20 protein-coding genes and 1 pseudogene are annotated in these 22,195 nt (G+C 62.5%); 6 read left to right on the top strand and 15 right to left on the bottom strand.

The window, feature by feature from the left end:
- Positions 1-108 precede the first annotated feature (108 nt).
- Positions 109-294 (top strand): hypothetical protein, encoded by a 186-nt coding sequence (locus EN861_RS35570; RefSeq protein WP_167531375.1) that lies wholly within the window; start codon positions 109-111, stop codon positions 292-294.
- Positions 295-526: 232 nt separating this feature from the next.
- Positions 527-1,494, top strand: a pseudogene (locus EN861_RS26990) (alpha/beta hydrolase).
- Here the strand turns inward: EN861_RS26990 and EN861_RS26985 are convergent.
- A complete protein-coding gene (locus EN861_RS26985; protein WP_015317416.1) occupies positions 1,495-2,394 on the bottom strand; it encodes a LysR substrate-binding domain-containing protein in 900 nt (299 codons plus the stop codon). It lies immediately after the preceding pseudogene.
- A gap of 219 nt (positions 2,395-2,613) precedes the next feature.
- Here EN861_RS26985 and EN861_RS26980 point away from each other — a divergent pair, with 219 nt between their 5' ends.
- From EN861_RS26980 to EN861_RS26970, 3 genes are all read left to right on the top strand, one after another.
- A complete protein-coding gene (locus EN861_RS26980) occupies positions 2,614-2,799 on the top strand; it encodes a hypothetical protein (protein ID WP_127280941.1) in 186 nt (61 codons plus the stop codon).
- Between the two features lie 350 nt (positions 2,800-3,149).
- Positions 3,150-3,284, top strand: coding sequence for a hypothetical protein (locus EN861_RS36690; protein WP_127281166.1), 135 nt, complete (start codon positions 3,150-3,152; stop codon positions 3,282-3,284).
- 404 nt (positions 3,285-3,688) lie between these two features.
- Positions 3,689-4,627: a GlxA family transcriptional regulator gene (locus EN861_RS26970; protein WP_348630721.1), complete on the top strand. Its 939-nt coding sequence runs from the start codon at positions 3,689-3,691 to the stop codon at positions 4,625-4,627.
- A 37-nt stretch (positions 4,628-4,664) separates the two neighbouring features.
- Here EN861_RS26970 and EN861_RS26965 read toward each other — a convergent pair whose 3' ends face one another.
- The 13 genes from EN861_RS26965 to EN861_RS26905 all read right to left on the bottom strand — a co-directional run bounded on the left by EN861_RS26965 (position 4,665) and on the right by EN861_RS26905 (position 19,385).
- Entirely contained in the window at positions 4,665-5,450 is a 786-nt protein-coding gene (locus tag EN861_RS26965; RefSeq protein WP_135866666.1) for an ABC transporter ATP-binding protein, read from the bottom strand.
- Positions 5,447-6,220, bottom strand: a complete 774-nt coding sequence (locus tag EN861_RS26960) for an ABC transporter permease (RefSeq protein ID WP_127279859.1) — start codon at positions 6,218-6,220, stop codon at positions 5,447-5,449. The genes EN861_RS26965 and EN861_RS26960 overlap by 4 nt, the downstream gene beginning before the upstream one ends.
- A gap of 68 nt (positions 6,221-6,288) precedes the next feature.
- Positions 6,289-7,239, bottom strand: a complete 951-nt coding sequence (locus EN861_RS26955; protein ID WP_127279860.1) for an ABC transporter substrate-binding protein — start codon at positions 7,237-7,239, stop codon at positions 6,289-6,291.
- Between the two features lie 113 nt (positions 7,240-7,352).
- The gene (locus EN861_RS26950) at positions 7,353-8,201 is read right to left on the bottom strand and encodes a DUF1194 domain-containing protein (protein ID WP_189343743.1); all 849 of its coding nucleotides are present in this window, start codon (positions 8,199-8,201) and stop codon (positions 7,353-7,355) included.
- Positions 8,202-8,295: 94 nt separating this feature from the next.
- Entirely contained in the window at positions 8,296-10,857 is a 2,562-nt protein-coding gene (locus tag EN861_RS26945; protein ID WP_135866664.1) for an FAD-dependent oxidoreductase, read from the bottom strand.
- A gap of 149 nt (positions 10,858-11,006) precedes the next feature.
- On the bottom strand, positions 11,007-11,765 hold the full coding sequence (locus tag EN861_RS26940; protein ID WP_127277688.1) for an FkbM family methyltransferase: 759 nt from the start codon (positions 11,763-11,765) through the stop codon (positions 11,007-11,009).
- On the bottom strand, positions 11,762-12,994 hold the full coding sequence (locus EN861_RS26935) for a DUF2029 domain-containing protein (protein ID WP_135866662.1): 1,233 nt from the start codon (positions 12,992-12,994) through the stop codon (positions 11,762-11,764). The genes EN861_RS26940 and EN861_RS26935 overlap by 4 nt, the downstream gene beginning before the upstream one ends.
- A gap of 21 nt (positions 12,995-13,015) precedes the next feature.
- Positions 13,016-14,479, bottom strand: a complete 1,464-nt coding sequence (locus EN861_RS26930) for an aspartate aminotransferase family protein (RefSeq protein WP_189343754.1) — start codon at positions 14,477-14,479, stop codon at positions 13,016-13,018.
- A gap of 69 nt (positions 14,480-14,548) precedes the next feature.
- Entirely contained in the window at positions 14,549-15,556 is a 1,008-nt protein-coding gene (locus tag EN861_RS26925; protein ID WP_135866658.1) for an NAD(P)-dependent oxidoreductase, read from the bottom strand.
- Entirely contained in the window at positions 15,553-15,987 is a 435-nt protein-coding gene (locus tag EN861_RS26920) for an EamA family transporter (protein ID WP_127277684.1), read from the bottom strand. The genes EN861_RS26925 and EN861_RS26920 overlap by 4 nt, the downstream gene beginning before the upstream one ends.
- A 123-nt stretch (positions 15,988-16,110) precedes the next feature.
- Entirely contained in the window at positions 16,111-17,460 is a 1,350-nt protein-coding gene (locus EN861_RS26915; protein WP_135866654.1) for an FAD-binding oxidoreductase, read from the bottom strand.
- A 2-nt stretch (positions 17,461-17,462) separates the two neighbouring features.
- The gene (locus EN861_RS26910) at positions 17,463-18,896 is read right to left on the bottom strand and encodes a UbiA family prenyltransferase (protein ID WP_135866652.1); all 1,434 of its coding nucleotides are present in this window, start codon (positions 18,894-18,896) and stop codon (positions 17,463-17,465) included.
- Between the two features lie 225 nt (positions 18,897-19,121).
- Positions 19,122-19,385 (bottom strand): hypothetical protein, encoded by a 264-nt coding sequence (locus EN861_RS26905; protein WP_127277681.1) that lies wholly within the window; start codon positions 19,383-19,385, stop codon positions 19,122-19,124.
- A 76-nt stretch (positions 19,386-19,461) separates the two neighbouring features.
- On the opposite strand from EN861_RS26905, the gene EN861_RS35565 reads away from it, so the two are divergent.
- Positions 19,462-19,605 carry a hypothetical protein gene (locus EN861_RS35565; protein WP_189343742.1) on the top strand — a complete coding sequence of 48 codons (144 nt, stop codon included), beginning with the start codon at positions 19,462-19,464 and terminating at the stop codon, positions 19,603-19,605.
- Here EN861_RS35565 and EN861_RS26900 read toward each other — a convergent pair.
- Positions 19,602-22,088, bottom strand: coding sequence for a mechanosensitive ion channel family protein (locus tag EN861_RS26900; RefSeq protein ID WP_135866650.1), 2,487 nt, complete (start codon positions 22,086-22,088; stop codon positions 19,602-19,604). The genes EN861_RS35565 and EN861_RS26900 overlap by 4 nt on opposite strands.
- Positions 22,089-22,195: the final 107 nt, after the last annotated feature.

The raw sequence follows: 22,195 nt of genomic DNA, 5'->3' as shown, positions 1-22,195 counted from the left end.
ACGCTGCTTCCGCGAAATCCATCCGATACATGGCAGGCGCATTTACCCCGCATCGAACGGCGGCCGAGGATAGTCCTTGGCCACGGCCGTTCTTCAAGGGAGATGAAAATGTCGATGTTCGAAAATCTCGGCCGCTTCGGTGTGACCATCAGGCAAGCCCATGCCAGGAACAAGGCGATCCGCGCGCTGAACAGCTTGCCGGCGCATGTCCAGAAGGACATCGGCTGGCCGGCATCGCCGCCGAACGATCCGCAGGTGACGCTCGCCTCGCTGCTTCTGGGTACGACGCGCTGATGACGTTCGCCGACAAATGCAAATTGCTCGGCATCCGCCGGGGATCTCGCACATCCCCGGTGGCCACCAGCAACCGATTGCGCGCGGCGCTTTTGCCGCGGCGCCGACGACAGCGCGCGGATCACACCAGCGTGTGGGCACAGCGTAAATCTTGACATTTTCGGCCAAGGTACGATCTTCGCTTGGAGGGGGAAATCTCTTAGTCGGCTGCCGCCGAAGTTCGTGTCTCCGCATGCCAAGTTTGAAAAGCCACGTCGTATCCTTCGTGCTCAGGCACAGCCGCAAGCAGGCCTTTTCCAGCCCGGAAAACTTGCGGCGCTGGATCGCGGCCGCGCGCAAAACCGAGGATCACCATCCACCGGCCGCGCTGCAGCAGCGTTACGACATCCAGACGCGCAGCGTGGACGGTTTCCCGGTCTACGAAATCGCCCCCCGGGCCGGAGAGCACAAGCGAATTCTCTACCTGCACGGCGGCGCCTATGTCTTTGAGATCACGCCCTATCACTGGTATCTGATCGCCGACATGGCCGACCGGCTGGGCTACGGCATCACCGTGCCGATCTATCCCATCGCACCGGAACACGATTTCCACGCCATGTTCGGCATGGTCGGCAATGTCTATCGCCAGATGATCGAGGAGACGGAGGCGGAAGAGATCATCTTCATGGGCGATTCCGCGGGTGGCAACATGGCGGTGGTACTGACCATGATGGCGGCGGAAGAGGGCCTGCCCATGTGCTGATTTCACCCGGGCTCGACGTCTCGCTCGCAAACCCCGAAGTGTTCGAGGCGGAGCGAAACGACCCATGGTTGGGCATTGCCGGTGGGCGGGAGGCAATCCGGCTCTATAGTGCCGGCATGGATCCGGCAGACTGGCGCATCAGCCCGGTCTATGGCGATCTGTCGGTGTTGCCGAAGACATTGCTCCTGACGGGCTCCCGCGATCTTCTCACACCCGACAATCTGATCTTCGCACAAAAAGCCCGCGCCGCCGGTGTCGAGGTGGAGCTGGTCTACGAGGAAGGCATGTTCCACGTTTGGCCGCTGATTGACATGCCCGAAGCGCGGCGCGCGCGCCAACACATCGTTGCTTTCCTGCGCGAGAGCTCTTCGCCGATCGTTCAAGGCACGGCGGCAAGGTTCAAGGCGCCCTCCGCGGAGGCCGCAGAGCAGCACCTCCAGTCCGGGTATCCCGGATAATCAGAACTTGCCGGTTTCCCGGAACACTTCGAAGGTCGCGCGGATGTGGTCGGCGACGGCCTTGACCGGCGCGCTGGCGTCCGGCGCCACCACCATGGCAAGATTGTAAGTGCCGATATCGGGCATGCCGTCCTTCGGGCAGAGTTCGACCATGTCATTGCCGAGGAACGAACGCGGCAGCGGCGCGACCGCGAGGTCGGCCATGATGGCGGCGCGCTGGCCGGCCGTATGGGCGCTCATGTAAGCGACGCGGTAATTGCGGCCCTCGCGGCCCAATGCCTCGAGCGCACCGGCCCGCCAGGCGCAGCCTTCTTCCCAAAGCGAAACCGGCAAAGGTTCGCGCAGATGCGCGCAGCCACCCTTGGCGCCGGCCCACACGATCGGCTCGGTCAAAAGCACCTCGGCGCCGAGCGCGCTGGTCTTGTACGAGTTCGTCAACAGCGTGATGTCGAGCGCCCGGTCGTCCATGCGGCGGCGCAGATTGCTGCTCTGGTCGATGGTGACGTCGACGGCGATCGAGGGATGCGACTGCGCGAAACGTTTCAGCACATGCGGCAGCACGCGCTCGCCATAGTCATCGGGGGAGCCCAGCCGCACAACGCCGACAATATCGGGGATGATGAACTTCGACACCACCTCGCGGTTGATCGACAAAAGCCGGCGGGCATAACCGAGCAGCATTTCGCCGTCCGTGGTCAGCGTTACCGAACGCGCATCGCGCGCGAACACCGAGCGGCCGAGAATATCCTCCAGCTTCTTGATCTGCATGGAGACGGCCGACGGCGTGCGGAACACCGCATTGGCCGCAGTGGTGAAACTGCCGGTCTCGGCAATCGCCACGAAAGTGCGCAAAACGTCGAGGTCGAGCAGCGGCAGCGGATGATTGAGCGGCGCGTTCATGTCGATCAGCCTTCAATTTTTCTGATACAAAGCATCATTCCATTTCGTTTGATTGAACATCAGATCAGGAGCATAGTCAACTCCATCGAAGCAGCATGCTGCCAAAAGCGGTCACCAAACGACCACGACGCAGACCTGCATTCGGCATGAAATGAAGCTGAAACAGACCTGACGTAACGCATTGCCGGCGCCTCCCGCGCCGCTGCAAAGGAGATCGAAATGTCTATCCTGTCGTCCCTCGGCCGCATCGCGACCGAATTCAACGCGGCCCGCGCCCGCTACCAGACCGAACGCGCCATCCGTTCCCTGCCGATCGAGTTGCAGAAAGATATCGGCTGGCCGGAAGCTTCCGACGCCAAGACCGGCATTCGCAATGGCGTTGGATCCTGGGCTGGAGCAAAGTAGATCGTGTGTACCCCGTGCTGAAGGCCTGCCGCGCAAACCGCCCGGCAGGCCTTCTCTATTTTATTTGTATTCAAACGAATTCAGGAGCCATGCCGCCGCTGCATGGCGCATATGAGCAAGCCGCATAGCAGCTCGTTTTTGAAGCTAACCGTCTGTAAATATTCGTAAATATTGGGCACGACAGCTTCACTCTGCCCAAATTTGTCGCATTTGGTGTCGCTTTTCATATCAAGCGCTTCGCTTTTGCGATTTAGTTTCCGCTCACACAAGCCTATATCACCGTCAGCAAACGAGCTGCCCCACTCCATCAAGCGAAGGCGACCCGTCTGAGCAACCGATTGGAGATGATCATGAAGCTTTTTGCCCGCCTCTTCGCCCGCCGCGAAATGAACCTGACCACGGCGCTCGAGCGTCAGCGCCTCGCCAAGACCATGCCTGGCCAGACCGGCGCCATGGCTGCGGCGCGCCTCGGCTTCGTCGCCTGAATAAGACTAGTTCCAGGAAAATCGTGTAACGGTTTTCCGTTCGGGACTGCATAGAAACACAAAATACCTCCAGAGCCGCGCTCCCCTGCCACGGCTTCAGAGTTGACTGCCGCCGCTTCGGTCCGCCGAGGCGGCGTTTATTTTGTTGCGCTTCCATCGTCTTTTCACAACCTGACGGTGGCCTGGTTTGAGCAGCACCGCGCGGCGATTGCCCATTTGCGACCCATGTCGCAAATTTAATCTTGCCAAAGCCACCTAGCCGATTGACAGGAATGGTTTTTCCTGATGACGCTATGCTATTCGCGACATCCTGTTCGCGTCATGGCCAGATGAGGTTCCCCGTGAACGCCGTCAAGCATCCGATCAAGCGGTCGTTTGTGTTCTTCCTTGTTCCCGATTTCACCATGATCGCTTTTGCGACCGCGCTGGACCCGCTGCGCTCCGCCAATCGGATGCTCGGTTACGAGGCCTATCGCTGGCGCCTTGCCAGCATCGACGGCAAGCCGGTGCGCGCCTCCAACGGCGTCGAATGCGCCGTCAACACCTCGCTGGAAGAGGAACGCAAGAAGATGGCGGGGCCGGATCGTCCCAACATGGCCATCGTCTGCAGCGGCATCAATGTCGAACGCTACCAGAACAAGTCGGCCTTTGCCTGGCTGCGTGAGGAATACAATCGCGGCGTCGCGGTGGGTGGCCTGTGCACCGGTGCGCATATCCTCGCCTCCGCCGGGCTGTTGTCGAACAAGCGCTGCGCCATCCATTGGGAAAACCTGCCGGGCTTTTCCGAGGCCTTCCCGAAAGCCAATGTCTTTGCCGACCTGTTCGAGATCGACCAGAACATCTACACCTGCGCCGGCGGAACCGCCGCGCTCGACATGATGCTGAAGCTGATCGGCGACGACTTCGACGAGAACCTCGTCAACCGCGTCTGCGAGCAGGTGCTGACCGACCGCGTGCGCAGCCCGACCGACCGCCAGCGCCTGCCGCTGCGCGCCCGGCTTGGTGTGCAGAACTCGAAAGTGCTGACCATCATCGAACTGATGGAGGCCAATCTGTCCGAGCCGCTGTCGCTGATCGAGATCGCCGACCATGTCGACCTGTCGCGCCGCCAGATAGAGCGCCTGTTCCGAACCGAGATGGGACGCTCCCCTGCGCGCTACTATCTCGAAATCCGCCTCGACCGCGCAAGGCATCTCTTGATCCAGTCGTCGATGCCGGTGGTCGAGGTGGCGGTCGCCTGCGGCTTCGTCTCGGCCTCGCATTTCTCGAAATGCTACCGTGAGCTCTATGCCCGCTCGCCGCAGCAGGAGCGCGTCGACCGCAAGCAATTGCTGGCGGCCTGACCCAAACCATACGCGCGGAACGACCGAACGTGAGCGGTTAGTGCGCGTCCGCGGTCCGCATCGCCTCGACGCGGATGTCCTCGGTCAGCCGCGCCTTCAACGCCGAGAATTCCGGACTGGTCTTCAGCGTGTAGTGGCGCGGATGCGGCAGGTCGATGGCGACATCCGACTTGATGCGGCCGGGCCGCGCCGTCATCACGATCACGCGCGAAGCCATGAAGATCGCCTCCTCGATGTCGTGGGTGACGAACAGCACCGTCTTCTTGCGCCGTTCCCATATGCCGAGCAGCAATTCCTGCATCAGCCCGCGCGTCTGGTTGTCCAGAGCCCCGAACGGCTCGTCCAGCAACAGGATTTCCGGATCGTTGGCCAGCGCCCGGGCGATCGCCGTGCGCTGCTGCATGCCGCCGGAAAGCTGCTTCGGCCAATGGTTCTCGAACCCTTTCAGGCCGACGAGATCAACATAGGAGGCGACGATCCCGTCCCGCTCCTCTTCGGCCATGCCGCGTTCGCGCAAGCCAAAGGCGATATTTTCGGCGACCGTGAGCCAGGGAAACAGCGTGTAGGACTGGAAGACCATGCCGCGGTCCGGTCCCGGTCTCGTCACCGCCTTGCCGTCAAGCAGAACGCGGCCTTCGCTTGGCGCCTCCAGACCGGCGACGATCCGCAACAGCGTCGACTTTCCGCAACCCGACGGCCCCAGAATGGTGATGAAGTCATTGGCCGCGACCGCCAGGTCGACCGGCATCAGCGCCCTGACGGGTTCTGCGCCTCGCACGCCGGCAAAGGTGCGCGACACACCCTCGATGAGAAGCTTGCTCACGCCAGGCTCCACGGAAAGAGCCAGCGGTTGAACGCCTTGAAAGCGAAGTCGGACAACAGCCCGATCAGCCCGATGACGATGATGCCGAAGATGATCTGCCCCGTCGCCAGCCGCGACTGGCTGTTGATGATCATATAGCCGATGCCCGACGACGAGCCGATCAGTTCGGCAACGATGACGTAGGTCCAGGCCCAGCCGAGCACCAGCCGCAGCGTCTCGGCGATTTCGGGCGCATTGGCCGGCATGATCACCCGCTTGACAATACTGTTGTTGGTCGAGCCCAGCGTATAGGCCGCCTCGACCAGGTCACGCCGCGTTGATCCGACCTTGACAGCAATGATCAGGATGATCTGGAACACCGAGCCGACGAAGATGACGAGCAGTTTTTCCAGTTCGCCAATGCCCGCCCACAGGATGAGCAGCGGAATGAAGGCCGAAGCCGGCAGATAGCGGGCGAAGGAGACGAACGGCTCCAGAAAGGCTTCCACCGGCTTCCAGGCGCCCATGGCGATGCCGAGCGGCACGGCGACGACCGAGGCCAGCACAAAGCCGCCGAAGACCCGCCAGATGGTGATCAGTATGTCGAGCCAGAAACGATCCTCGACCAGCAGCCGCCAGCCATCCCGCAGCATCGACAGCGGATCGGCGAGGAAGATGCGGTTGACGTTGCCACCAAGCGTGATCCAGGCCCAGAAAACCACGAACAGCACGAAGAAGGAAATGCCGAGCACTGTTCGCAGGCCCGGCGAGACAGGATGCAAGGGGCGCATCTTCGTCCTTTGTCAGCAGGAAGGCGGCGGCGCTCTGCGCCACCGCACGGTATCCAGGGGTTGAGCCGTCAATTCGCCACGGCGCTGGTGTCGGCCAGCGTGGCGACGTCGGGCGCCTCCTTGATCAGCCCCATCTGCAGCAGCAGGTCGCCGGCGGTCTTGGAAAAGTCCTGGAATTCCTTGGTGAAGAACTGCTTGTTGTCGGCCTTGTCGGCCCATTTCAGGTACTTCGCCGAATCCTCGAATTCCTTGGCCGACTGTTTCACGTCGGCGCCCATGATCTCGTAGGATTTCTGCGGATCTTTCTTGATCAGGTCGAGCGCATCGAAATAGCTGTCGGCAAGCGCCTTGGCGGCGTCGGGATTGGCCTTGAGGAATTCGGGCGTGCAGCCGACCGTATCGAGAACCATCGGATAGTCGAGCGTGGTCGCCAGGATATGGCCCTGGTCGGCCTTGTCGCGCACGGCCGAGATGAAAGGCTCATAGGTAACAGCCGCGTCATTCTGGCCGGCGAGGAAGGCTTGTGCCGCCGCGTCAGGCTCGAGATTGACGACCGTCACGTCCTTGGTCGACATGCCGTTCTTGTTCAGCACCCAGGCCAGCATGAAATAGGGCGACGTTCCCGGCGCGGAGGACGCTACGTTCTTGCCCTTGAGATCGGCGACGGTCTTGATGTCGTTGCGCACCACGATGCCGTCGGCACCATAGGATTTGTCGAGCTGGAAAATCTGCTTGGTGGTCACCCCGCTGGCGTTCCAGACCAGCCAGGTCTCGACCGTGGTGGCGGCGCATTGCAGGTCGCCGCTGGCGATGGCAAGCGGCCGGCTGGCCTGCGGCACCTTCTTCAAGGTCACGTCGAGTCCATGTTTCTCGAACAGCCCTGCCTGCTTGGCGAGTGTCAGCGGCGCGAAGCCGGTCCAGCCGCTAATGCCGATGGTGAGTGACGTGGCGGCCATCACCGGAGCGGATAAGCCCGCGGCAAGCGTCAATGTCGCGGCAAATACGGTTATCCTGTTCATATCAGTTCCCCTTTGTTTTTCTGGGGGAAATTGTTCACAGAGGCCGATGGGCTTGTCAATCAACAGGAACGTGTTCGCGCGGAAAGCAGCCGACAACCCGGTTTGGGATTGCCCTACCGGCTGTCGGGCATCCAGTTGCGGTTGCGCCACATTTTCTCGCCGATCTGGCAGTCGGCGGCGGACTTGTCCTGCGCCAGCACCACCGGCGGGTGATCCGCCTCCGCCGCCGCCCATTGCGGTGACGCTGGGCCGGCAAGCTCCAGCACCAGCTTGCGGCGGATGGCTTCGGGAAATTGCGTCCAGTCGTTGACCGGGATCATGAAGGCGCCGGCGCCGCCGATGACGCAATCACTGTAGTAGCGGTCGAGATCGTTGACGTCATAGACGCCGGAAAAGCCGCCTCGGGTCATCAGCGGCAGGCCGTTGATGACGATGCCTTGCCTGACCACCCCGTCGCGGACGAGATTGACCGGCGCGCCCTGGTTGTTTGGCCCGTCGCCCGAAATGTCGATGACGCGCTTGGTTCCCTGGTAGCCGCTTTCGGCGAAAAGGTCGCTGCCGAACTCAAGCGCGCCGGAGATCGAGGTGCGCCGCGCGCTGTTGGGCGGCTGGGCCGACAATTGCGCCACCACCCGCTCCGCGTCGGCCCGGGTCGCGATCACCGTCCACGGCACGATGACGCGTTGCCAGCTGGTGCCGGCCCATTCGACATAGGTGACGGCGATCTTGCCATAGGCGCCATCGGCGATCGCCTGCAGCACATTGTCATGCGTCAGCGCCGCCGCGTAACCATGGCGCTGAATCTCCAGCTCCTCCGCCGACATCGACAGCGAAACGTCCACCGCCAGCACCAGCTCGACATCGACCGGCTCGTCCGCGCGGGACGTTGGCGCCAGCCAGAGCACCAACGCCAGTGCAGCAGAGGCGGAAAGCAGATGTCTTGCGCAGGGCAAACCAGACATTGCGCAAGGGTAAGCGAGAATCGTCCACCGAAAAAGAGAAAAGCCCGGCCGTGGTCGGGCTGATCCAATCTATGCGAGCCCTACCGCTGGGCGATCAGCTCCGCGGCTTCAGATTTTCCGGGTCGTAAAGCGGCCTGTAACCGACGCCGACGACTTCGACCGGATAGGTCTCGCCGAAATACTCGACCATGAGCTTGCGGCCCTCCTGCGCATAGGCCCAGGGCAGATAGGCGAGCGCGATGTTCTTGCCGATCGTCGGGCCGTAGGCGACCGATGTGGTGAAGGAGCGACGGCCGAGTTCGTCGACCAGCGTTTCTCCGCTCTCCGGGTCAATCACCGGCATGATGCCGACGGGATAACGGGCAACACCCCTGGAATCCGTATTCTCGGTCATCACCAGCGTGCACAGCATGGCCGGCTGATGCGCGCGTTCGCGGTATTCGACATGCTTGGCCTTGCCGCAGAAATCGTTCTCCTTGACCTTCGGACGGGCGAGATCGGCCTCCAGCAGATTGTACTCGGTCAAGAGGTCGGCATTCTGCAACCGCAGGCTCTTTTCCATGCGGCGGGTGTTGGCATAGGTCTCGACACCGAACGGCATGACGCCGGTCGAGCGCAGCGCGTCCCAGACGGCGAGGCCATCCTCGTAGCGCATATGCAGTTCCCAGCCTTGCTCGCCGACATAGGATATGCGGAACGCGGTGACATCCTTGCCGCCGATGCGGACCGGCTTGATCGCCGCGAATGGAAAATTCTCCGGTGAAAGCCCATCCGGGTTCTCGACGACCTTTTGCAAGGTGGTGCGGGCGTTCGGCCCCCAGATGCCGATGGTGACGTACCTCTCGGTCACATCGGTGATGGTGACATCGAACCCTTTGTCCTGAGCCGTGCGGCGCATGTACTGGAAGTCGCGCGGCCCGGCATCGGCGCCGTCGATCAGCCGGCAGCGGTCGGCCATGCGGATCACGGTGAAGTCGGCGCGCACCATGCCTTCCTCATCGAGGAAGTGGGTGTAGATGCCCTTGCCGATGTTGTTGTCGCCGCCGATCTTGGCCGCGCACAGCCATTCCAGCAGTGCGACATGGTCGGGTCCCTCGATGTCATACATCGAGAAATGCGAGAGGTTGACGATGCCGCAATCCTCGCTCATCGCCAAATGCTCTGCGTTCGAGACGCGCCAGAAGTGGCGGTTGTCCCACTCGTTCTCGCGCACGGGCACCCGGTTGCCATACTTCTCGAGCAGATGCTCGTTGGCGGCGTAACCATGCGCGCGCTCCCAGCCGCCGAGCTCCATGAAATAGCCGCCGAGTTCCTTCTCGCGCTCCCAGAACGGCGAGCGCCTGATGTTGCGGCCCTTGGAGAAGGGTTCGCGCGGATGCACCGCCGGATTGTAGACCTTCATCGCCGTCTCGGTGCAGCGATCCCAGATGAACTGCTCCTTGGTCTGATGCAGGTAGAAGCGTGCATAATCGATGGCGTGATGGTCGATCGCGGTGCGGCCGTCGGTCATCCAGTCGGCGATCAGCTTGCCCATGCCGGGGCCGTCCTTGACCCAGATGGCGACGGCGTACCAGAGACCCCTCACCTTCTGGCTCTCGCCCATCGACGGCCCGCCATCGGCGGTCACCTGCAGCAGGCCGTTGAAGGAATGGCCCTCGTTGTAGCCGAGTTCGCCCAGGATCGGCGTCAGTTCCATGGCGCGTTCCAGCGGCGCCAGGATCTGCTCCATGTCGAGATCGCGCTGCGACGGCGACAGCCGTGCCTGGTCCTTCTCAAGCAGATCGCGCGGGTGGCAGAGGCGCGGATTGGTCTCCTCGTAATAGCCCCATTCGATCTGGCCGCCCTCGGCGGTCTTGGGGTCGCCGGTGTCGCGCATATAGGCCGAGTTGCCCTGGTCGCGCAGCAGTGGCCAGCCGATCTCCTTGCCGGTGCCGGCAAATTCGGTGTAGGGCCCGAAGAAGGTCAGCGGATGGTCGATCGGCATGACCGGCAGATCCTCGCCGACCATCTCGGCGATCAGCCGTCCCCAGATGCCGGCGCAGACGATGACATAGTCGGCCTCGATCGTGCCGCGGTCGGTCACCACGGCGCTGATGCGGCCGTCCTTGACGACAAGCGACTTCGCCGGCGTGTTGGCGAAGGGTTTGAGCTTGCCGGACGCTTCCGCCTGGTCGACCAGCTTGCCGGCAACCGTCTGCGAGCGCGGGATGACGAGGCCGGCGTCCGGATCCCACAGGCCGCCCTGCACCAGATCCTGTTCGATCAGCGGGAATTTTTCCTTGATCTCGGCTGGTTCGATCAGCCGGGCGCGCGTGCCGAAGGCCTTGGCCGAAGCGATCTTGCGCTTGATCTCGTCCATGCGGCTGTCGTCGCCGACGCGGGCGACCTCGAGGCCGCCGACACGCGCGTAATGGCCCATCTTCTCGTAGAAATCGATCGAATAGAGCGTCGTCCAGCAGGACAGGAAATCGTGGCTGGTGGTGTAGCAGAAGTCCGACGCATGCGCGGTCGAGCCGATATCGGTCGGGATGCCCGACTTGTCGATGCCGACAATGTCGTCCCAGCCGCGTTCGATCAGATGATGAGCGATCGATGCACCGACAATGCCGCCGAGGCCAATGATGACGACCTTCGCCTTTTTCGGAAATTCTGCCATTGCCCGCGACTCCAAGTGCTGTTGCGGGCGGCGTCGGCGCCCGTTTGATCGGCGCACAATATGCAGGCGGCGGGCACTGCGCTACCGCCTGTTTGCGACACGCCACGGATGCGGCGCGACCCGTCGTGGCTCAGGAAAAACAGCTACCGTCAGGCAAACGCCCAGACGTCCTCGGCCTGGAAGCCGACCTGGTAGCCGGCGGTCTTCAGCTTGACCACGACCTGGCCGATTTCCAGGGCGGGCAGCGCACCGACCTCGATCTTGATCATGCCGGGACGGTAGCGCTTGAGGTCGAGCTGTTCGAAGACGATCCAGTCGGCGCCTTCGCAATCGACGAGGAAGGCGTCGATATGGCTGACGCCGTTGCGGTCGAGCAATGTCTGCAAGGTCTCCGACGGCACCTCGATGTCTTTCAGATGCGGCGCGAACTTGTTGAAGTTGGCATCGGCCTCGCCCCAGGCGTTCTTGCCCGACATCAAATTGGTGTCGGTCACCGACGAGCAACCGATGAACTCGATCGGCAGCGTGCCGGCCTCCAGGGCAGCGGCATCGAAAGTGTGGACGGTGATGGTGCCCTTGGTCCTGGTCACCGCCACAGGCTCGATGATGAAGCGCTCCGTATCTGGATAGTTGGCGCGTAGCCGCTTCTGATTGTACGGGATCGGCTCGACCAGCACGGCGCGGGCCCTTGGGATGCGGTGCAGCCAGGGCGTCACGTCATCGAACAGCGCGCCATCGCAGGCGCCGACATTGACCATCTGGAATGGCCGGCCGCCAACACCGAAATGCGCCCTCAGCGCCGCCTTGACCAGGAATTTGGTGCCGCGCAGTGACGGCCCGCGATCGAGCAGGCCGGCGGGAAGGCCAAGCGACAGGGCAATGCGCGCCAGGCTGGAAACCGAACTCATGATTTGTCTCCGGGAATGACGTGCAAGGCGGCGCGATGCTGGCCACGGGCGACCGCCGCCCACAGTTCCATGAAGGGCGGTGCCAGCAGCAGGAATGGCGGGATCAGATGCGGGAAATAGATGCGCGTATCGTGGATCGGAAAGACGGTGAATTTGGCTAGCGCGCCGAGCACCAGCGCCGCGAAAAGGATACCGGCGCGGCGATCGAGCTTGAAGCCGGCACGGCTCGCCGCATACCAGCCGGCCAGCGCCAGCACCGAAACGCCGATCCAACTGTTCAGGTTGACGGCGCGCAGCAGCGACGTGGCGAACGCCCTGAGATAGGCGATGACCGAGAAGGCCGGCTCGAACCCGTCCATATTGTAGTGCTGTTCGATGCTGGAGAACCAAAGATGCGGCCACCAGCCGGGATGATGGGCCCAGTGCGAAATGGCGAAATAGGCAATGAAGGACGCGGCAAAGCCGGCCAGCGCGCCCCATGCCTGCTGCCGGAAGACGACCAGCAGCACAGCGAAAAAAGCAAGGAAAACAATATTGTCCGGTCGCACCATGAAGGCGAGAAAGAGCAGGATCGCCGTCGCCGCCTCGCGGCCTCTGACGTAGGCGTAGAGCCCGCCGAGCAGCAGCGCCGAGGTGAGCAGATCCGGCGTCGAGGCGCGCGCCGCATCGCCGAAATCGGCCATGATCAGCACCGCGCCGACCACCGGCGCCAGGGCCAATGCGTTTTGCGAACGCAGCCAGAGCAGCGTGATCGCGCCGAACAGCAGTGCCGAAAACACCTGCACCAGACGCATCGCCTCGACCGGTGACATCACCCCGCTTAGCGTCGACAGGATTTCGGCATAGAGGAACTTGATCCGGTACATGCCGAGCAGCGAATGGAAGTCGGCGGGGTTCTGCGCCATGTGGCTGCGGAAGCCGCCGCCATCGTCGGTCAGCGCCTTGTAGTCGCCGGCCGAGACACCCGATTTGACGGTGTCGTAGGCATAGTCATGCAGCGCTTGCGCATCGGGGTAGGTGCTCTCCTCCGATATGGCGAGATAGGGCAGCATGTCCCAGTTGGCGTCGGGCATCACCCAGGCCGTGAACGCCGTCAGAAGGATATAGAGCGCGAAAGCCGCGGCGCCGATCGGAGCCGCCAGCCGCGCATAAGTTCCCTCACCCCACGCCAGACCGGCCTCGACGAGCCGGTCGAGTGGATTCTTTGCAGAGGGCGACTTGGTCAGCATGACAGTGTTCAGCGAACCTCGTTAACGGACTTGGCTTTTGACGAAATCCTTCACGATCGCCACGATGCCGCGCGACAAAAGGCTGTCGAAGGCGTCGACGAAGCGGTCGACATGCTCGCGCTGGCAGATCAGCGGCGGCTCCAGCCGGATGACGTTGCGGTTGTATTCGGTGAAGGCGACGAGCACGTCATAGTCGCGCAACAACAGCGCGCCGACGAAGCCGGATAGCGAGCCCTTCAGCTTGTCGTCGAGCACGCTGACGATGGGGCGCAGTACCATAGGCAAGGTCTGCGAGAAGTCGTGGAACTCCAGGCCAATCATGAAACCCTTGCCGCGCACGTCCTTGATGATCTTGGGGTATTTTTCCCTGAGCGCCTGCAGGCGCTGCAGCAGGTAATCGCCGGTAACGGCGGCGTTGTCGATCAGCCCCTCGTCGTAGAGCACGTTGATGCCCTCGATCGCGGTGGCGCACGCCTCGCCCATGCCACCGAAGGTGGCCATGGCATGGATCATCGCCGTCTTCGGCGTGCCGTAGGCCTTCATGTAGATTTCGCGGCGCGCAATCATCGCACCGACCGCTGCCTTGCCGGCGCCAAGCGACTTGGCCAATGCCGTCACGTCAGGCACGACGCCGTAATGCTCGAAGGCATAGAAGCGGCCCGAGCGGCCATAGCCGCACTGGACTTCGTCGGCGACCCACAGCACGCCATACTGGTCGCACAGCGCCCGCAGCTTTTGCCAGTATTCAGTCGGCGCCTGAATGATGCCGCCGCCGCCCTGGATGGTTTCCAGCACGATGACGCCGACTTCCGGATCGGAGCGGAACAGGCGCTCCACGGCTTCGACGTCGGCGAAGGGAATGCGCACCGTGTTGTCGGCCATCTTGAAGTCGGCGCGATAGAGCTGGCCGTCGGTGATGCCCAGCACACCCTTGGTCTTGCCGTGGAAGGAATTCTCAGCATAGACGATCTTCGGCCGCTTCGGACCGGCGGCGCGCTCGGCGAGCTTCACCGCCGCTTCCATCGCTTCCGAGCCGGACGAGCCGAGGAACACCATATCGAGATCGCCAGGCGAGCATTTGGCGATGTTGTGCGCCAACGCGGCCGCATATTGCGACATGAAGGCGATGGCGATTTCCTGCCGCTTTTCCTCCTGGAATTTTTTGCGGACTTCCAGAATGCGCGGATGGTTGTGGCCGAAGGCCAACGAACCGAAGCCGCCGAAGAAATCGAGGATCTTGCGGCCGTTCTGGTCGATGTAGAACATGCCCTCGGCACGCTCGATCTTGATCTTGTGGAAGCCGAGCAACTTCATGAAATGCAGCTGGCCCGGGTTGAGATGCGCCTTGAACAGGTCGGTCATCCCTGCGACATCCATCGCCTTGGCCTGCTCGACGCTGATCAGGTCGGGCTTGGCGATGGTGGCGGGCGACAGCGTCGGCGCGCTGACCAGGGTGCGCGTATTCGTCTGCTCCGGCTTGGCCATGACGGTCATTTCAATCTCCTGTCAGCGCTCCGACCAGCGTCGTGCGCAATAAGCTGTGTTGGCAGGCCGCTATTCGCCGGGCACATGTTTGGTGGCGACAGCGGGACCTGCCTTCTTGGCGCGGTATTCGCTGTAGGCGGCGATCAGCATGTCCTCGTCGCGGTATTGCGGCACCCAGCCGAGCTGGCGCTCGGCCTTGGATACATCGAGCACGCATTCCTCGTCGGCGATCAGATATTGCTCGGGATCCATGATCGGCAGGTTGATGAGATCGAGCAGGTCGAGCGTGCGCTTGACCGCCCAGCCGGGCGTAGGCAGCAGGATCGACTTCGAGCCGGCATGCCGGATCAGGTCGCCGAGCAATTTTCTCACCGGCGGCGGGTTGAGCGAGCCGAGATTGTAGGCCTCGTTGGGCACACCGGCCTTCCAGGCCGCGCGTGCGGCCTCGGCGCAGTCGAACACCGAGATGAATTGATAAGGGTTGCGGCCCGAACCGATCATCGGCACCGGAAAACTCCAGTCGATCAGCTTGAACAGCTTTTCCAGGATGCCGAGCCGGCCGGGTCCGATGATCAGGCGCGGACGAAACAGCGAGATCGACATGCCGCGCCTGCGCCATTCGGCGGCCAGTTCCTCGGTCTTCTGCTTCGACCAGCCATATTCGCCGAGCGGCGCGATCGGATGCTCCTCGGTCATCGGCTGGGTGACCGTGTGGCCGTAGATCATGTCGGTCGTGTAGTGGACAAGCTTCGGCGCGCCAGCCTTGTCCATGGCCTGCATGATGTGCTCGGTGCCGTGGACGTTGACCGGAAAGAAGAAATCGTGCCGCTTGGCACGCACCTGGATAGGCGACAGCATCTTGGCCGACAAATTGTAGACCATGTCGTCGGCTTTCAGCCCGACCGCGGCAACCGAGCCCGTGTCGGTGACGTCGCACTTGATGAAGCGGACATTGCGGTAATGCGCAAGGTCGCTCTTGGCGATGTCGACGACGACGACTTCCTCACCATCGGCCACAAGCTTCGGCGCAAGGTGGCGGCCGACGAAGCCGTCACCGCCGAAAATCACATGTCTCATCGAACGATCTCGTTTGCTTGTATCTTGTCGGAGGTGATGGACGCGCTCTGCTCCTCATGCCCTCGCCCACTTTGCGCGATCAGCACCGTGCCGACGCAGATGCAGGCGATGCCGGCGATGCGCCAGCCGTTGAGATCCTCGCGGAACACGAAATAGGCGAAGATCGCGACGGCGACGTAAGCCAGGCTGAGAAACGGATAGGCAAAGGAGAGTTCGACTTTGGAAAGCACATAGAGGTGCGAGACCATCGAAATGACGAAGGTGCACAGGCCAAGGAAGACCCAGGGGCTGAAGACGATCTGCAACAGCTTGATCAGCGGATTGGTGCCCTCGAACGAAATCGGTCCGAGCGACATCATGCCTTGCTTCAGCATAAGCTGCGCGGCGGCATTGGTCATGACCGTAAAGAGAATGAAGACGATATATTTCATTTCAACCCGCGACCCCCGCAATATCAGGTAATACAAACCTGAAAAGATTCGTGAACTCACGAAACTGTTTTGAGTAAACCTTGCCGTTAAGCATTCAAAAATCATGATTCATTCCAATTTTATCTATTCGGCCGCCTCGGCGCCGCGGCGCCTCTGGTCGATGCTCCCGGCCGTCCGCGCCCAGAAATCGGACATGAAGGCGGGATCGCGCAACGCTTCCAGTCTCGGCCAGTCCGGGAACGAAGCTGTGAAGGTCGCAGCCGACATGCGTGCGTCCTTGTAAGGGTTGACCGCCCCGCCGGCCACGATGGTCATGCGGTCGAGCTCGCCGAGCAGGGCAAGCGTCGCCGCTCCCCTGTTGGGGAAGTCCAGCGTCAGCGTGTAGCCCGGCCTCGGGAACGACAGCAGTGCCGGCGAGCGGACTCCGCCGAAGCGCTTCAGGACGGTGAGGAACGACCCCTGCCCGGACTGGCGGGCAGCCGTCAGCAATGCCGGCACGATCGCGCGCGCCGCCTCTTCCGGGACCACGCTTTGATGCTGGAACAGCCCCTTCGGGCCATAGAGCCTGTTCCAGTCGTGCACACCGTCGAGCGGGAAGAAAAAGCCCTGGTATTCGACCTGGCGCGGCACGGTAGCCGGGCGTTTTTTCCACCTGTAGGCAGCGTTGAACGCGGTCAGGAACGGCCGGCTGAGCACGTTGAAAGGCGGCTGGAACGGCACCGAGAATTTCCCGTTTGCAGGCGCGGCCGCGTGCGAGCCATGCTCGGCGTGGTTGCCGGTAAACAGCAAGCCCCGTCCGCTGTTGCGGCCACCGGCAAGCTGGTCGATCCAGGCGACGGCATATTCATTGGCCTGGTCCGCAGCCTCGGCAAGGTCGAAATATTCGCCGAGATCGCGAAACCGCGCCGTCTTTTCGATGATGTCGAGCGACGGAACCCGCATCAGCCGGATCGAGGCCGACAGAATCAGGCCCGTGAGGCCCATGCCCCCGATGGTCGCCCGAAACAGACGCGGATTGTCGGTCGCCGAGCAGCGATAGCTACGCCCGTCCGACCGCAGCAGGGTGAAGCTTTCCACATGGCAACCGAACGTGCCGCGCCGGTGATGGTTCTTGCCATGGACATCGTTGGCGATGGCGCCGCCGAGCGTGACGAATTGTGTGCCGGGGACCACCGCCGGAAAGAAACCGTGAGGCGCGGCATGTGCAATGGCATCCGCGAGCAGCACACCGGCATCCGCTTCGAGCAGGCCGCTCTCGGCGTTGAAGCCGCGAATGCGGTTCAGGGACCGCATGTCGATGACCGTGCCGGCCTGGTTCTGGCAGGAATCGCCATAGGACCGGCCATTGCCATAGGCAAGCAGCGATGCTTGCCTGGCCTGGCCGCCTTTCAGCAGTGCAATGGCGTCATCGGCATGCATCGCCCTTGCCGCAGGCGGCGTGGCAAGGCCAAAGCTCTGGAAGCGTTCGGCCATGCCTACCAGCCCCCGATGACCAGCAGCACGGCGCCGATCGCTACCACGATCTGGCTACGCCAGTCGCGTATGATGAAGACGACCGGGTCATCGTGCATTTCGTCGCGGCGCGCCAGGATCCAGACGCGCATGGTGAGGTAGAGCACGATCGGCGCCAGCGGCCAGATCAGCCAGGGATGCGGATAAAGTTCGCGCACCGCGACGCTGTCCATGTAGAGCGCCAGCACCAGCGCCGAGGAGAAGGCCGAAGCCATGCCGGCCTGGGCGACGATCTCCTGGTCTTCGGTGCGATAGCCGCGGCCGGCAATGCGTTCGCCTGGCGGAATGGCGGTGGTGCGCAATTCGACGAAGCGCTTCACCAGCGCCAGCGACAGGAAGAAGAAGATCGAGAAGGCGAGCAGCCAGAACGAGACGTCGACGCCTGTAGCGGCCGCGCCCGCCAGCACACGGATCGTATAGAGCCCGGCAAGCGTCAGCACGTCGACCAGAAGCATGCGCTTGAACGACAGCGAATAGGCGGTCGTAACGACCATATAGCCGCCGAGCACCCCGAGGAATTCGATCGGCAGAAGGCAGCCGGTGCCGACGCCGATCGCCAGCAGCACCGCGATCGCGCCAAGGCCGAACGGGATCGAGAGCGCGCCGCTGGCGAACGGCCTGTTGCGCTTGGTGACGTGCTTGCGGTCGAGCGCAAGGTCGAAGAAGTCGTTGAGGATGTAGATCGCCGAGGCAACGGCGCTGAACGAGACGAACGCCAGCAGGCATTCCCAGATCATGTTGGAGTTGAAATATTCGTGCGACAGCATCATCGGCACGGCGATCAGCGAATTCTTCAGCCATTGGTGGACGCGCAGCATCTTGATGATGGTCCGCAATGTCGGCTTCGGAGCCGGCATCGTTTCGGCGCCATGCGCCGCCTGCCAGCGCGCGGCATGACGGTCCGGCGCCACCACGATCGCGCTGCGCGCCGCGTCGAAGACCTGGAGGTCATGGCGGCTGTTGCCGGCATAGTCGAAACCGGCATCGCCATAGGCTGCGAGGAGCGAGGCGCGCTTCTTGCCCGAAGTGAGATTGTCGAGGCCGTCGGTGGCCAGCACCCGGTCGAAGATGCCGAGATGGACGGCAATGGCATCGGCGAACTTGCGCGGCGTGCCGGTGGCCAGCACGAGCTTGCGGCCTTCGGCGTGCTCGGTGCGGAGCCGGTCGAGCAGCGGCGCCCGATAGGGCAGCATGGCGGGGTCGATGTCGACGCGCTGGGCAATCGCCTGCTTCAGCCGCGCCGGTCCCCCGGCCGCCCAGAAAGGCACCAGGAAAAGATAGAGCGGGTTCTTCTTGAGGAGGATGAACAGTCCTTCCCACAACAGGTCGGTCGCGATCAGCGTGCCGTCGAGATCGACCGCAAGCGGTATTGCGTTCCTGTCCGACCGCGCGTCCATGCCCGTCCTGCCCTGCCAGCATATGATCCGGAAACCGGAACCCCTTGAGCGCCGTATTTCGGCGTCTTGGACAGTGGTATAGCGGGGGATCGCCTAGGGAACGTTAAAACGTACGGTTGCAGGCGGCTGCCGCGGCGGTATTTCAGGCGTCACTGTTAAGCAACAGCTACCGGAAACGATAAAAGGCCGGACAAATGCCCGGCCTTTCCAACCATGCCACGGAGATTACTTGATGCGGGCGACGCCGCCGGAAATCTCGATGGTTTCCGAACCGGTCAGGGCTTCGAGGTCACCGTTCGGCAAGGTGACGAAGCAGCCGTTCTGGCAGAACTCGACGGTTTCACCGCCGGCCAGGGCAAGCTCGGTCTTGCTGCCGCCCTCGGTCACGACCAGCGTGCGGGTCTCGGCGTCCTTGTTGACCGCGCTGGCGGCATGGGCCGAGCCGCTCACGGCGAGCAAAGCCACGGCAGCGACGAGAGACTTCCACATTTGCAGTATCGGTGTTCCCACCGCCTCTGTTGCATTTCACAAGGCATTTTCGCCGTTGCATGGGAGCTTATATGAGATGAAAGCTGAACCGCAACTGAATGCCGCATTCATGCCGCAATTGGCTTTGGCTTTTGCCTACCCCGTTAATCTGGCCGCCCGGCACGAAATGAGCCGAAAGGCAGCGACGGGCGCCGCCCGGCAGGCCGGATCCCGGGCCTAGTCCGGATCGGGCTTCTTGGACTTGCGCGGCTTCGGCAGCTTTTTCGACTCCGCCTCGGCTTGCGCCTTGGCCTCTTCCTGCTCCGCGAAATCGGCCTCGATCTTGTCGTCATCGGTTGGCCAAGCCTGGTGCTTCTTGGCCTCGACGACCGCGCGCGGCGTGGAAGGGATTTCGATGTGCTGGTCGTCGAACTTCTCCAGCACGGTGAAGCGGACGTCGTTCTGCACGATGTTGCCGTTCATCACATCGGCCAGGAACACACGAATCTCGAATTCGAGCGCGGCGGGTCCGAAATTGGAAAACAGCACGAAAGGCTCGGGATTCTTCAACACCAGCGGATGGCTGCGCGCGATATCCAGCAGCACGGCGTGGACTTGCTTGACGTCGCTGCCATAGGCGACGCCGACCTTGATGTCGATGCGGCCGAGCTTGTTGCGGTGCGTCCAGTTGCCGACGGCGTTGTTGATCAGGTTGGAATTGGGCAGGATCACCGACTGCCGCTGGAAGGTCTCGATCTCCGTGGCACGCACGCTGATCTTCTTGACCGTGCCGCTGACGTCGCCGGCCACGATCCAGTCGCCGACCTTGAACGGGCGCTCGGCCAAAAGGATCAGGCCGGAGACGAAATTAGACACCACATTCTGCAGGCCGAAACCGATACCGAGGGAGAGAGCACCGGCGACCAGCGCCAGGCTGGAGAGGTCGATGCCCGCGGCCGAGATGCCGACCAGTGCGGCGAGCGCTACGCCGGCATAGCCGACCGCCAGCCGGATCGAGTTGCGCACCCCGGTATCGACCTTGCCGCGCGCCATGACGGAGCCGTCGAGCCAGCCCTGGAACCAGCGCGTCAGGAAATAGCCGATGACGAAGACAACGATGCCCGACAGGATGCCGGTGACCGAAATCGTCACCGAACCGATATTGATGCCGGTTGCGAGCTTATATGCCCACGCCTCGATATCGCCGGGCTGGAAGCCCCACATCAAAAGGATCAGCGGCAGGAAAACCAGCACGATCATCAGGTTGATGGCGATGCTGACGACAAGGCCGAGCTGGTCGAGCGCGGTATCCTCGTAGCTGGAATTGGCCGACAGCCAGCGCCCGACCGACGTGTTGGCGAAAGCGCCCTCCTCGCCGATCGCCTGCGCCGACAGGAAGCCGATATAGGCTGTTATCAGCGCGGTGCCGGTGACCACGACCTGCAGCGATACGAACAGCGCAAGGCCGATATAACCGAGCAGCGCCGCGATGATGGTGAAAAGCCCGAGCCCGAGCGAGGTGTAGCGCAGCCATGCCGGCCATGGGCGCCAGCTGCCGTCACGCGCCTTGAACGGCCTCAGCATCGCCATCAGGATCAGGATGACGCCGACGATGATGGTGGCGACGAAACTGCGCGCGATGGTCAGCGACAGCGGCGACCCCATCTTGTCGTTCACGATCGACAGGAAGGTGTTGAAGCTGATGACCACGGCCATGGCGGTGGTCAGGCGCACCAGCCAGCGCGCCGGCCCGGTTTCGACGGGGATGAGACGCCAGTTGGGCAAACGCGGCTCGAGTGCCGCGTTGGTCAGCCGGTTGACGCAAAACACCACGCCGATGACGGTGGCCAACGCATTGAGGAAAAGCCCAATATCGCCGCGCAAGACGTTGTAATAGTTGAAAAAGAAGATAGTCGAGCCGAGAAACGCGGCAACCGCCAGCGTCGGCAGCAAGGTCGACCAGAAGGCCACCGAAAGACGGCTGAGATAGGATGGATCCTCATTGCTGGGGTCGGCCTCGAACACCCGCCCGAACAGGCGCCGCCCGCCGACCAGAAGCACCAGCGCCAGGCCGAGCGCCACGAAGGTTGCCGCCAGGATGGCCTGGAACTTGAACTTGATGGCGAAGCTCAGCCAGGACGACACCGCCTTGTAGAAATTGCCGAACTCGTCGCGCGCATCGGAAAACACCTGCGGGCTCAAGGCGTCCGAGAGTACGTAGCGCTTGGTCAACAGATTGCGGAACAGCGCGCTGCGCATGTTGCCGATCTTGTCGATCAGCCCGCTGATGCGGATCGACAGGTTCTGTGCGCTGGCGACGACCGCGTTGATCTCGGCCTTCTCCGACGCCAGCGCCTGGCGTTCGCCGGTCACTATGTCGGGCTCCTGCGGCTGGCCTGCCGCCGGCGGCGGGCCCAGCACCTCGATGCGATTGTTGATGTCGGTGAGGCGCGAACGGAATGCCAGCGCACTGGTGAGTGCCGACCGCGACAGATCCTCCAGTTGCAGACGGATATCCACGAGCGAGGCATCGTCCTCACCGTCCTGCTGTAATTTCTTCTCGAGATCATCGGTTTTGGCTGTCAGGCCCTGGATGACCTTCTGCTGATCGGTAACCAATCCGGCGGCGCCCTGGCCGAGCGCTTGCGCCATCGCCTCGAACGAAGGCGGCGCCGAAACGACAAGCGCGAGGATCAGGATGAGGCGAAGCAATCGAAAAAGCATGATCTGTTGGCGACTCACGGAGCGCAAAGGCAATTCAAAAAAAGCCTGTCCTTGATAAAGACGGCCATATCATGGGGCAAGCCGTCGCATCGAGGCGTCGGCCAGTC

It is taken from the genome of Mesorhizobium sp. M8A.F.Ca.ET.218.01.1.1, from assembly GCF_004791165.1.
Lineage (GTDB): Bacteria > Pseudomonadota > Alphaproteobacteria > Rhizobiales > Rhizobiaceae > Mesorhizobium.
This window is presented reverse-complemented; position numbering and strand designations above follow the sequence as displayed.